This is a genomic window from Curtobacterium sp. S6 (assembly GCF_000710345.2).
GTDB lineage: Bacteria > Actinomycetota > Actinomycetes > Actinomycetales > Micrococcaceae > Rothia.
This window is the reverse complement of the sequence record NZ_JHEL01000015.1, coordinates 922,896-934,402: the sequence shown is the minus strand read 5'-3', so window position 1 is coordinate 934,402 and position 11,507 is coordinate 922,896. Positions and strand designations below refer to the sequence as shown.

Genomic DNA, 11,507 nt, shown 5'->3' with positions numbered 1-11,507 from the left:
CTCGGCATCGCCCCGGAATGAAAACATAGCTCGGTGGTCCCCCTACCCCCAGAAGCCTGCGACGCACCTCGCTACCAGTCGGTAGGCGAGGAAACCTTGTACCGTTAGGTACAAATCATCAGTATATGGCGCCTAGGAAGCCGGCGACCGGCCCTCGAGTATGTGATTGGTTACTTCCGAGTAATACCCGGGCAGCACGTTGTCGTCCATCGGAACGCACACCTCGAGGTCGCGCTGCGCCTCGGAGACGAAGAGCCCCGGGTCGTTGCAATCCGCGATGCCGATGGTGGGGATGCCCGCCGACGCGGCGGCGCCGGCCCAGCCGTGGTCGGCCACGACGAAGCTCGGGGGTGTCCCCGCCTCGGAGAGCTGCGCCAACACCAGGCGCATGGGTTCCGGGTAGTGCGTGTGGGCGAGGGAGCCGTACTGCTGGAACATCACGACGTCGTTGATCTGCCGCAGATCGCCGCCGTTGAAGCCGATGCCTTCGCGAATCTGGAGCACCCGCGCGCCGTGCTCGCGGGCGGCCGCCGCGAGATGCTGGTAGATCGGAAAGAGCCCAGCGGGGTGCCCCGTGGCGAAGAGGATGTCCGCGCCCTGATCGACGGCCGACCAGAAGCGGCGCCGGTATCGTTCGAGCGCGTCCAGACACTGTCGCGTGCCGATCGTGTCCTGCCCCTCGCGGTGATCGCGATCCGGGTCGATGCCGCACCGCTCGACCATCAGGTCGAAGACCTCGTCCCACGTCCAGAATCGACGCATATCCACCCCGAATTCGAGGTGCTCGTTGCCGTCGAGGAAACCCGTGATGTGAGCCAGGTTGATCTCGCGGGCGGTCGCGACCTGGCCGGTGATCTTGGTCTGCTCGAGATGGCGGCCGAGGGCTTCTCGATCCAGGTGTGGCACGGGTGTCTCCTTAACTCTGGGTGGTGTGATGTCCGTATCGAAAGGCGTCAGGCGCCGGGGGCTCCGACGCGGCGATGAGGTGGTCGTACAGCGCCGCCGTGGCGTGTGCGGCGTGGTCCCAATCGAGGGTCCGCGCGTGGGCGATGCCGGCCCGGGACAGCCGCTCGCGAGCCTCGGGGTCTCCGGCGAGCTCGGCGAGGGCGCGCGACCACGCCTCGGGGGTCCGCTGCGGGACCAGGAGACCCGCCGCGCCGTCGTCGAGGGCGGCGCGCAGCCCGCTGACGTCCGAGGCCAACACCGGCACGCCGCAGGCCTGGGCCTCCAGTGCGACCAGACCGAAAGTCTCCGAGGACGACGGACAGGCGACGGCGTCGGCCGCGCGGAACGCCTCGGCCAGCTCGCTGCGCCCGCTCGCGGGAAGGAAGCGGCAGCGATCCGAGATCCCACGCTCGCGGGTGCGCGCCTTGAGGCCGTCGAGATACTCGGGGGCGGCCGTTCCACGGATATCCAGCCGAATGTCGGGGACGTCCGCTGCGGCCAGGGCCACGGCGTCGATGAGGATTTCGGGGCCCTTGAGCGGCTGAGGACGGCCGGCGAAGACGACCCGGAATTCGTCGTTCCCCTCCGCACGCGGGGCCGTGGCCGGGTGGAAGGTCGAGATGTCGACCCCGGGAGGGATGATGTGCAGGTTTTGTTCCGGGGCGCCGTAGAGGCTTCGCATCTGATCGCGCTCGTCAGAGGTGTTCACGACCGTCGCTTCGGCCGTCGACAGGAGCGCGCGCTCCGCATCGATTCGCCGCTGCGGTTCCGGCGTCTCGCCGTCACCGGACTGGAGGTTTTTGGCCTCGCCCGTGGTATGGAGCGTCAGGACCAGCGGCGCCCCGGAGCCGAGGGCCCGCCGGTAGGATCGTGCCGCCTCGCCGGAGAGCCAGTAATGCGCGTGGAGCACATCGGGGGAGAGCCCCTGGTCCGCGGCGTATCGGGCACATGCGCGCCCGAATCGATCGGGCAGATCCGCCAGGTCCTCTTTGGTCGCGTCGCGGGCTTCCGGCACGTAGATCGTGTGAACCGTGTACCCGGGGACGACCGGGGTTCTGCCGGCATCGGCTCGGTCGGGGTCTCCGTGGTGGCGCGGGACGTCCCGGATGTCGGTGGCCAGGGTAAAAGCGTGCACCGAATAGCCGCTCCGCGCGAGGGCCTGGGAGAGGTGTGAAACATAGACGTTCAGCCCACCGGCGTTGCCCTCCCCGGGACGGGCGAGGGGAGAGGTGTGCATGCTGAACAGATGCACCGACCCTCGCTGACGTTCCCCGGAATCCAACACTCTCCCCACCTTACGTGAAGGAGCCGGGTGTTACGGCCCCTGCCGGGACACACGGTTCGGAGGCTCCGCGGGCGGGTGAGAGAATGTCGACATGCAGTCCCCTCATTCCCCCATGGCTCCGGAGGAGCCCGAAAACTACCGTCACGAGTTCCTGCTCGACCAAGCGCCGCCGGAACGCGCGGCGCTCGTGGATCTGGACGCGATCGCCTCGAATGTTCGGCGGATTCAAGAGCTCATCGGCGATGCGGGACTGATCGCGGTCGTCAAGGCGGATGCCTACGGGCACGGCGCGGAGCCGGTGGCCAGGACGGTTCTTGAGGCCGGCGCCCAGGCGCTCGGCCTGGCCCATATCCGGGAAGCCCTTGAACTGCGGGCCGCCGGCGTCGACGGGAGGATGCTCGCCTGGTTGCACACGGGCACGACCGATTTCGACGCCGCGCTCGAGGCCGACATCGAGATCGGCGTCTCCGGCTGGGACCTCGAGGCGGCGGCGGAGGCCGCGGCCCGGACCGGCATCCCGGCCAAGGTGCACCTCAAGATCGACACGGGACTCGGACGCAACGGGTGCACCGTCGCCCAATGGCCGACGATGGTCGGTCGCGCCGTCGAGCTGGAGGCCCAGGGGCTGATCCGCGTCGTCGGCATCTTCTCTCACCTGGCGGTCGCGGACGAGCCCGAACGACCGCAGACCCTCGAACAGCTGGACCACTTGGACGCCGCCGAGCGGATTGCCCGCGACGCTGGCCTGCGCCCCGAGACGGTGCACATCGCCAATACCCCCGGAATGCTCACCGCGTCCCGATACGCGGACAGCCACGGAAACCGAATCACTCGCGACGCCGTTCGCGTGGGTTTGGGCCTCTACGGGCTCTCGCCGCTTGAAGACACGACGCCGGAGGACTGGGGGCTGCGACCGGCCATGACCGTCCAGACCTTCGTCAGCTCCGTCAAGGAGGTCCCGGCCGGTCAGGGGGTTTCCTACGGCCTCCGCTACCGCACCGAGCGCGCGACCACTTTGGCGCTCGTCCCCGTCGGGTACGCCGACGGCGTTCCCCGCGTCGCGACCGGCGGCCCTGTTCGCATCTATCCCACGGGGGACGCCTCCGCGACCTACGCCGAGGTCGGCCGGATCGCGATGGACCAGATGGTCGTCGACCTGGGACGTCCGGGGCTCTCGGACCCCGAGCTGGGATATCTCCACGCACCGGTTGTCCTCTTCGGTTCCGGCGAGAACCCGTCGGTCAACGAGTGGGCGCACGCCGCCGGGACCATCAACTACGAGATCGTCACGCGGATGTCGCCTCGGCTCGACCGCGTCTACCTCAAGGAGTCGCGATCATGACCCAGCCCTTGTCGGAGACCGACGGCGCGATCCCGCGCTCGCTCGAGCTGATCCTGGATAGCCGGGAGGCCACCGCGCGCGTGGCGCACGCGCTCGCAGGGAATCTGCGCGCCGGAGATCTGGTCATCCTCACGGGGGAGCTCGGCGCGGGAAAGACGACCATGACCAGGGCGCTCGGGGACGGCCTCGGGGTGCGGGGTGGCGTGATCTCCCCGACGTTCGTGCTCTCCCGCATCCATCCGAACGATCCGGACGGATCCCGGCCCGGCGGCCCGGACCTGGTGCACGTGGACGCGTACCGGCTGAACAGCCCGGAAGAGGTCGACGACCTCGACCTCGAATATTCGATGGACCGATCCGTGACCGTGGTCGAGTGGGGCGCCGGGCTCGTGGAGCATCTTCACGAATCTCGGGTCGAGATCGATCTGGAACGATCCCTCGGCCAGGAAGCGGTTCCCGTGAGCGGCGAGGAGGAAGACACCGAGCCGCGCCGTCTGACCATGAGGTTCGTGGGCCCGAGGTGGGGCGAGCGCGAGGTGGCCGACCTGCACGGCAAAGTGCGCAACGCGGCCATGGGCTGAGTCGGCTGACGGTAGACTGTGGGCCGTGTTCATTCTCGGTTGCGATACATCGTCCATTGCCAGCGGCGCCTTGATGCGCGTCGACGACGCCGCGGCGGAAGGCGGCGGCTATGCCGGTCCGGTCGAGGTCCTGGGAAGTTTTCACACCGAGGACACGCGATCCCACGCCGAAGCGATGGCCCCCGGCATTCGACGAATCCTCGACGAGGCGGGCATCGCGGGCCGTGACCTCGGGATGATCCTCACGGGAGTCGGCCCCGGACCGTTCACCGGCCTCCGCGCCGGAATCGCCACGGCGCGCACCATGGCGTGGGCCTGGGGCGTGCCTCTCCGGGGCGTCATGAGCCTCGACGCGGTCGCCGAGGACTCCTGGATGGATGCCCACCGGGAGGGGCATCGAACGTTCCGGGTCGCCACGGACGCCCGCCGACGCGAGGTCTATTCCGCCCTCTACGAAGTATTCGACCGGAGCTCCGAGGCCGAGGCCGGTTACCGGCGCCTCGGCCAGCCCCAGGTCGGGCCGGCCACGAGCCTCGATCCCGAGATCCCGACCGCCGGCCGCGGGGCACGGCTGTATTCCGATGCCCTGTCGCCCCTGCCGGACCACCAGGACGACGAGCCCTGGGCGGAATGGCTGATTCGTTCCGCCCTGCGTCAGGGACTCGGCGCGACCGCCGCGTCGACGAGCCCGCTCTACCTGCGCGAATCCGACGCCCGCGTGCCCTCGGAGCGGAAGCGTGCCACCCGATGACGCAACCGAGCATTGGCCCCCGTCCCACGCGGCCGCAAGAACTCGAGACCGGCGAGGAACCGATCGACGCCTCGACCCTGCCCGAGGGATATCAGGCCCGCGCGATGACCCTCGCCGACGTCGAGGCGGTCCACGAGCTGGAAATTCGGCTCTTCCCGGAGGACGCCTGGCCGGTCGACATGTTCCTGGCCGAGATCTGCCATCCAACTCGCCGCTACACGGTCGTCGAGTGCGACGGCGCCGTCGTGGCCTACGCGGGCATGATGGCCGTCGCGGAGACCGGTGACGTCCAGACGATCGCGGTCGCGCCCCGCCACGAAGGCCGGGGGATCGGTCGCTGGCTCATGAACCGTCTGCAGCGACAGGCCATGCGGGCGGGTGCCGAGACCATGATGCTGGAGGTGCGGGCGGACAATATGAGGGCCCACGGTCTGTACGCCTCCATGGGATACGCCTCGATCCATCGACGCCGCGGCTACTACGCCGGGGGCCATGACGCCATCATCATGAGTCTCGAATTGCACGGCCCCCACGAAAGCATCACGAAGGAGACCACCGATGACCACCGCTGAATCCACGTCTCAGGGGCCGCTCGTGCTGGGAATCGAGTCATCCTGCGACGAGACCGGCATCGGCATCGTCGCCGGCGACACCCTGTTGACCAATACGGTCTCTTCCTCCATGGACGAACACGTTCGATTCGGCGGCGTGATCCCCGAAATCGCCTCGCGGGCCCACCTCGAGGCGATGATCCCCGCCCTCACCGCCGCGCTCGCGGAAGCCGGCGTGACGCTGGAGGACATCGACGCGATCGCCGTGACGAGCGGTCCCGGCCTCGCGGGCGCCCTGATGGTCGGCGTGAGCGCGGCCAAGGCCCTCGCCGTGGCCACCGGCAAGCCGCTGTACGCCGTCAATCACCTCGTCTCGCACGTGGGCGTCGGTCTCCTGGACGGGGTCGAGGTGTCCGCGGAGGCCGAACCCGATGCCCTTCCCTCGGGACTCGGGGCCCTGCTGGTCTCGGGCGGTCATACCGAAATACTCAAGGTCAACGACATCACCTCGGACGTGGTTCTGCTCGGGGCGACCCTCGACGACGCGGCGGGGGAGGCCTACGACAAAGTCGCTCGCATCCTGGGCCTGGACTATCCGGGCGGCCCCGCGATCGATCGGGCCGCGGCCTCGGGAGACCCCACCGCATTCCGTCTGCCTCGCGGGCTGACGGCGCGCAAATACATGGGGACCGCCGAGGAGCCGGGCCCGCATCGCTACGATTTCTCGTTCTCGGGCCTCAAGACCGCGGTCGCACGGGTCGTCGAAGGTATCGAGGCCGACGGCGGCGAAGTCCCCGTCGCCGACGTCGCGGCTTCCTTCCAGGAAGCGGTCGCCGAGGTCATCACGGCCAAGGCGATGCTGGCGTGCGACGAACACGGCATCGAGACGTTGCTGCTGGGCGGTGGCGTGGCGGCCAACTCTCGGCTTCGCGCCCTGACGGCCCAACGCTGCGCGGAGCACGGGATACGGCTGGTGGTTCCGAAATTCTCGCTGTGCACCGATAACGGTGCCATGGTCGCGGCGCTGGGCGCGCGCCTGGTGATGAGCGGTGTCGAGCCGACCGGGCTCGGCTTCGCCGTGGACCCGTCGCTGCCCGTCACGACCGTCTCCGTTCAGGGCGCACCGGCTTAGGCCGACCTCCGGCGATCAGCGAGCCGCCGCGGACTCCCCGGGTGTGGAAAGCCCTTCTCGGGTCGCGCCGACGATCGTTCGAACGACCTCGCGGAGGCTTCCGTCGGATTCCTCGAACGTGCGGCGCTGCCGAATGTAGCCGGGCCCGCCGCGGATGATCTGGCGTACGTGGGCGAGTTCGGCCTCGCAGTCGAGGTCGCGGGAAATCGGTTCCAACCGGTCGACGAGCTCCTCGAGCTCCTGGGCCACCGGCCGAACCGAACCGTCGGCGGCGACGATTACCCGGGCGTCCAAGCCGTACCTGGCGGCGCGCCATTTATTTTCCTCGGCGTACCAACGGGGCAGGCCGTCGACGGTGCCGCCATTGTTGATCGTGCGGGAGGCCTCTTCGACGATGCACTGCGTCAGGGCCGCGATCGCGCCGATCTCCTGGACGGTGGCCAATCCATCGCACACCCGCATCTCGACGGTCCCGTATCGGGCCACAGGCCGGATATCCCAGCGGTTCTCGGACTCTTCCTCGATCGTCTCGGAAGCGATAAGCCCCTCGATGTAGTCGGAGTATTCGGCCCACTGCGTGAACTGGTAGGGAATGCCGCTGGCGGGTAGTTGCTGGAAGATCATGGCCCGTTGGGAGGCGTATCCGGTGTCCACGCCCTCCCAATACGGGGAACTCGCGGAGAGCGCGAGAAGATGCGGGTAGTACCTCACGAGCCGACGCACCACGGGGAGGGCCTTATCCCGCGAGTCGAGCCCCACGTGGACGTGGACACCGTAGACGAGCATTTGTCGTCCCCAGTACTGGGTCCTCTCCAGGACCTTTTCGTACCGATCCTTCGCCGTGACGGGCTGCTCGGTCCACCTCGCGTAGGGGTGGGTCCCGGCAGAGTAGAGATCGACGCCCAGGGGATCGGCGCAGCGCTGGAGCACCTCGGCGATTCTCGTGAGTTGGTCGGTGGCCTCGGAGACGGTCGCGCAGACGCCGGTCACGGCCTCCACGGTGTTCGCCAGAAATTCGCCGGTCACCTGCGGCGAAAATCCCTCGGGTTCAAGGAACTCTCCGTGCGAGGCCTCGACGGCGGCCATGAGCTCGGCCGCGGCGGAGACGAGGTCGCCCGATTCGCGGTCGGCGAGGGCAATCTCCCACTCGATGCCGAGGCTCGACTGTGGGGAAGAGGAAAAGGGGATCATGGGAGTCCTTGCGGCTAGAGTCAATTCATCTTAGCGGTGCAAACCTGCTGGTACGAGACCTGAAGCGGGGGACGACACGCGGGGCTCTTTCCCGCGGCCATGAGCTCGGCCGCGGCGGCACGGTCACGCGATTCGTCGCACCGAAAAGGCCGCGCGTTGCTCTCCGTCGGGGGTTTCCCACCGGGTCAGGATAAGGGTCGCTTCCGGGCCCTTGGCGGACCTCTTGGTGCCGGCGAGCAGTTGCGCCCGGAGGGCCTCGGGGACGACGTCGACCCCGCGCTTCTTGATGGTCAGTCGCGTGATTCCTCGCTGGCGCACCCATTTCTTGAGCTGTTTGACGCCCATCGGAAGCCTCTCCTCGATCTCCCAACCGGTGGCCCAGAGCAGGTCCACGCGGTGATCCGAGGTGACGTAGGCGATTCGTGGATCCAACATATGGCCTCCGGAGGCCGTGACCAGGCGGTTCACGAGCTCGGCGCGAATCACCGCGCCATCGGGCTCGTAGAGGTAGCGCAACGGCGGGCCGGCGGGCTCGGGCGGTTCGGTGTCGAAGTCCGTTTCCGCGTCCAGGGCGGCGACCGGTTCCGGGTCCAGGGGGTCGGCGGACAGCAACGTCGCCGCCCGGCGAACGGTGGGCCGAGCCAAGGCGTTGAACCACAGCACGAGCTCCACGACGTCGCCCCCGCAGCTGACCCACTCGGCCTCCGCGCCGTCGGGAATCGCGGACCGATCCATCCCGGGACCCATCTTGACGCCGATGGGCATGCCGGTTGCCGCCCACCGGGTGATGGCGGAGAACGGGGGCGCAAAAGCCTCGGGGTCGAAGAGCCGTGACGTGGTGCCGCCGGTGGTCTCTCTGCGGGCCGGGTCGAGCCACAGCGCCTCGACGGGATGCCCCGCCTGCGTTCTGAGGGTACGAGGATCCAGCTCCATCACGTCGCCCTGTCGGATCTCGGAGCCGGGAAAACGGGAGAGGTTGTGGCGGGCGGCCGCGGCGGTCTCCGGGTCGATCTCGACGGAGAGCACCGTCATGCCCGCCCGTAGTAAGGCCGCGGAGTCGGCCCCGAGGCCGCAGCCCAGGTCGGCGACGGTGCGTATTCCGGCATCGGCAAAACGGTGCGCGTGCCGGTCGGCCACGCCGCGGCGGGTGGACTGTTCCAGCCCGGCCCGGGTCAAGAGCGAGCGGCCGGCGTCGGGTCCCCACTTCGCGATCGCCTCGTGGCGTAGTTTCGCTTGGGTCAGGATCGCGGAGACCCGTTCGGGGGCCAGACCGCGGCGCCTCAGATCGGTGGAGATCTTGAGGACCTCGGATTCGCGGTAATCGATGCTCTCGAGGACCTCGAGTTCTGCGGGGGAGAAGAATTCGGACACGGGCCCACTGTATCGGGGTCGTCGCAGGCCAGCGGGAGACGTCGCATTACAGCTGTCCGCGAAACCTGGCACTCGCCTTGACCCTCTGCTAAACCCGGGAATAGAGTCGTGTCTAGCACTCTGGGACTTAGGGTGCTAACTGGGCCTGGCGCTCAATCGGCACCGCGACGACGGTTGGCACGCCCCACACGGCTCACGCCATTGTATTGATCCATCCAAGGAAGAAGGTCACTATGTCCGTCTCCATCAAGCCCCTCGAAGACCGCATCGTCGTTCAGCCCGTCGAGGCAGAGCAGACTACCGCATCCGGCCTCGTGATCCCGGATACCGCCAAGGAGAAGCCCCAGGAGGGCAAGGTCGTAGCTGTCGGTCCCGGCCGCGTCGACGACAAGGGCAACCGCGTTCCCGTGGACGTCCAGGAAGGCGACGTCGTCATCTACTCGAAGTACGGCGGAACCGAGGTCAAGTACTCGGGCCAGGAATTCCTCGTGCTGTCCGCGCGCGACGTGCTGGCCGTCGTCGAGAAGTAAGTCTCGACGCGTCCGCATCGTCAAGTAGATCCGTAAGGAGTCATGTAGTTCATGGCAAAGCAGTTGGAATTCAACGATGCCGCCCGCAAGGCCCTCATGGCCGGCGTGGACAAGCTCGCTAATACCGTCAAGGTCACGTTGGGCCCGCGTGGCCGCAACGTGGTCCTCGACAAGCAGTGGGGCGCTCCCACGATCACCAACGACGGCGTGACCATTGCGCGCGAGGTCGAGCTCGACGATCCGTACGAGAACCTCGGTGCTCAGCTCGCCAAGGAGGTCGCCACCAAGACCAACGACGTGGCCGGAGACGGCACCACCACGGCAACGGTCCTGGCCCAGGCCTTCGTCAACGAAGGATTGCGCAACGTCGCGGCCGGCGCCGCGCCGAGCGAAATCCGCGTCGGTATCGAGGCGGCCGTCAAGGCCGTCTCGGAGCGGTTGCGTGAAAACGCCCGCGAGGTCGAGGGTGCAGAGGTCGCGCACGTCGCTGCCATCTCCGCTCAGTCTCCGCAGGTCGGCGAGTTGCTGGCCGAGGCCTTCGAGAAGGTCGGCAAGGACGGCGTCATCACGATCGAGGACGGCTCCTCGACCGAGATTGAACTGTCCGTGACCGAGGGCATGCAGTTCGACAAGGGCTACCTGTCCCCGTCGTTCGTCACGGATGTCGAGCGCCAGGAAGCGGTCCTCGAGGACTCCGCGATCCTCATCTACCAGGGCAAAATCTCGGCGATCGCCGACCTCATGCCGCTGCTGGAAAAGGTCGTGCAGGCCAAGAAGCCGCTGACGATCATCGCCGAAGACGTCGAGGGTGAGGCCCTGTCGACCCTCGTCGTCAACAAGTTGCGCGGCAACCTGAACGTCGTGGCCCTCAAGGCCCCCGGCTTCGGGGATCGCCGCAAGGCAATCATGCAGGATCTCGCGATCCTGACCGGCGGCGAGGTCATCACCAGCGAGCTCGGCATTTCGCTGGACTCGGTGACCCTCGAGCAGCTCGGCACGGCCCGTCGCGTCACGGTGACCAAGGACAACACCACGGTCGTCGACGGAGCCGGTTCCGCCGAAGCGGTCGCCGATCGCGTGGCTCAGCTCCGTTCCGAGATCGAGCGCGTGGATTCCGAATGGGATCGCGAAAAGCTCAAGGAGCGCCTGGCCAAGCTGGCCGGGGGAGTTTCCGTGATCAAGGTCGGCGCCGCGACCGAGGTCGAGGCCAAGGAACGCAAGCATCGCATCGAAGACGCCGTGTCCTCGACGCGTGCCGCGCTCGAAGAAGGCATCGTCTCCGGCGGTGGTTCGGCTCTCGTCCACGCCGGTAAGGCGTTGGAGGGTGACCTCGGCCTTGCGAGCGAGGACGCCCGGACCGCAGTGGACATCGTCCGCCGTTCCCTGGTTCAGCCCCTGCGCTGGATCGCGGAGAACGCGGGCGAGGACGGCTACGTCGTCGCGTCCCGAGTCCAGGAGCTCGAGCCGGGGCACGGCTTCAACGCCGTGACCGGTGAATACGAGAACCTGCTGAAGGCCGGCGTGATCGACCCGGTCAAGGTCACCCGTTCGGCACTGGAAAACGCGGCGTCCATCGCCGCGATGGTGCTGACCACGGAGACCCTGGTGGTCGACAAGCCCGAAGAGGACGACGAATAGTCGATCCGATTCCCCGTATCACCACGTCCCCGTCACCGTTTGGTGGCGGGGACGTTGTGCTGTGTGCACGTGACGTTTACCCGCGAAAGGATGCCTGAGAGCCGCGGGTGACGTACCTTAGATGGTCAAGAAGAGCGAAGCCGGGCCCAGGCCCCGACCATCGGAGACGAAAGCGCGCCACACCGCGCGG

General features: G+C 67.8%; 11 protein-coding genes. 7 read left to right on the top strand and 4 right to left on the bottom strand.

The features are described 5' to 3' along the window. Positions 1-132: 132 nt before the first annotated feature. Together CURSPS6_RS06430 and CURSPS6_RS06425 are read right to left on the bottom strand one after the other, a co-directional pair. Complete coding sequence (locus CURSPS6_RS06430) at positions 133-897, bottom strand: phosphatase (protein WP_030014975.1); 765 nt, start codon at positions 895-897, stop codon at positions 133-135. Between the two features lie 19 nt (positions 898-916). Beyond that, entirely contained in the window at positions 917-2,230 is a 1,314-nt protein-coding gene (locus CURSPS6_RS06425) for a glycosyltransferase (protein ID WP_152978072.1), read from the bottom strand. Positions 2,231-2,342: 112 nt separating this feature from the next. Here CURSPS6_RS06425 and alr point away from each other — a divergent pair, with 112 nt between their 5' ends. Genes alr through tsaD form a run of 5 tightly spaced genes read left to right on the top strand, consistent with a single transcriptional unit; the run spans position 2,343 to position 6,587 of the window. Next, positions 2,343-3,572, top strand: coding sequence for an alanine racemase (alr, locus tag CURSPS6_RS06420; protein ID WP_082470153.1), 1,230 nt, complete (start codon positions 2,343-2,345; stop codon positions 3,570-3,572). Beyond that, positions 3,569-4,153, top strand: a complete 585-nt coding sequence (gene tsaE / locus CURSPS6_RS06415) for a tRNA (adenosine(37)-N6)-threonylcarbamoyltransferase complex ATPase subunit type 1 TsaE (RefSeq protein ID WP_030014971.1) — start codon at positions 3,569-3,571, stop codon at positions 4,151-4,153. Before alr ends, tsaE begins: the two co-directional genes overlap by 4 nt. Positions 4,154-4,178: 25 nt before the next feature. After that, the gene (gene tsaB, locus CURSPS6_RS06410) at positions 4,179-4,904 is read left to right on the top strand and encodes a tRNA (adenosine(37)-N6)-threonylcarbamoyltransferase complex dimerization subunit type 1 TsaB (protein WP_030014970.1); all 726 of its coding nucleotides are present in this window, start codon (positions 4,179-4,181) and stop codon (positions 4,902-4,904) included. Next, positions 4,901-5,476 carry a ribosomal protein S18-alanine N-acetyltransferase gene (rimI, locus tag CURSPS6_RS06405; RefSeq protein ID WP_082470151.1) on the top strand — a complete coding sequence of 192 codons (576 nt, stop codon included), beginning with the start codon at positions 4,901-4,903 and terminating at the stop codon, positions 5,474-5,476. Before tsaB ends, rimI begins: the two co-directional genes overlap by 4 nt. Next, complete coding sequence (gene tsaD / locus CURSPS6_RS06400; RefSeq protein ID WP_030014967.1) at positions 5,463-6,587, top strand: tRNA (adenosine(37)-N6)-threonylcarbamoyltransferase complex transferase subunit TsaD; 1,125 nt, start codon at positions 5,463-5,465, stop codon at positions 6,585-6,587. Before rimI ends, tsaD begins: the two co-directional genes overlap by 14 nt. 15 nt (positions 6,588-6,602) lie before the next feature. Here the strand turns inward: tsaD and CURSPS6_RS06395 are convergent, their stop codons facing one another. Both CURSPS6_RS06395 and CURSPS6_RS06390 read right to left on the bottom strand, forming a co-directional pair. Beyond that, positions 6,603-7,778 carry a glutamate--cysteine ligase gene (locus tag CURSPS6_RS06395; protein ID WP_035810263.1) on the bottom strand — a complete coding sequence of 392 codons (1,176 nt, stop codon included), beginning with the start codon at positions 7,776-7,778 and terminating at the stop codon, positions 6,603-6,605. A 123-nt stretch (positions 7,779-7,901) separates the two neighbouring features. After that, entirely contained in the window at positions 7,902-9,149 is a 1,248-nt protein-coding gene (locus CURSPS6_RS06390; protein WP_030014964.1) for a THUMP-like domain-containing protein, read from the bottom strand. A 233-nt stretch (positions 9,150-9,382) separates the two neighbouring features. Between CURSPS6_RS06390 and groES the strand changes: the two genes are divergently transcribed. Together groES and groL are read left to right on the top strand one after the other, a co-directional pair. Next, positions 9,383-9,679 (top strand): co-chaperone GroES, encoded by a 297-nt coding sequence (gene groES / locus CURSPS6_RS06385; protein WP_030014963.1) that lies wholly within the window; start codon positions 9,383-9,385, stop codon positions 9,677-9,679. Positions 9,680-9,730: 51 nt separating this feature from the next. Then, a complete protein-coding gene (groL, locus tag CURSPS6_RS06380; RefSeq protein WP_030014961.1) occupies positions 9,731-11,317 on the top strand; it encodes a chaperonin GroEL in 1,587 nt (528 codons plus the stop codon). Positions 11,318-11,507 lie beyond the last annotated feature (190 nt).

What these genes read in the sequence shown, in the direction of transcription:
- groL (WP_030014961.1), top strand. Translation starts at nt 9,731, where the DNA reads ATGGCAAAGCAGTTGGAATTCAACGATGCCGCCCGCAAGGCCCTCATG.
- CURSPS6_RS06395 (WP_035810263.1), bottom strand. Translation starts at nt 7,778, where the DNA reads ATGATCCCCTTTTCCTCTTCCCCACAGTCGAGCCTCGGCATCGAGTGG.
- alr (WP_082470153.1), top strand. Translation starts at nt 2,343, where the DNA reads ATGGCTCCGGAGGAGCCCGAAAACTACCGTCACGAGTTCCTGCTCGAC.
- tsaD (WP_030014967.1), top strand. Translation starts at nt 5,463, where the DNA reads ATGACCACCGCTGAATCCACGTCTCAGGGGCCGCTCGTGCTGGGAATC.
- groES (WP_030014963.1), top strand. Translation starts at nt 9,383, where the DNA reads ATGTCCGTCTCCATCAAGCCCCTCGAAGACCGCATCGTCGTTCAGCCC.
- rimI (WP_082470151.1), top strand. Translation starts at nt 4,901, where the DNA reads ATGACGCAACCGAGCATTGGCCCCCGTCCCACGCGGCCGCAAGAACTC.
- tsaE (WP_030014971.1), top strand. Translation starts at nt 3,569, where the DNA reads ATGACCCAGCCCTTGTCGGAGACCGACGGCGCGATCCCGCGCTCGCTC.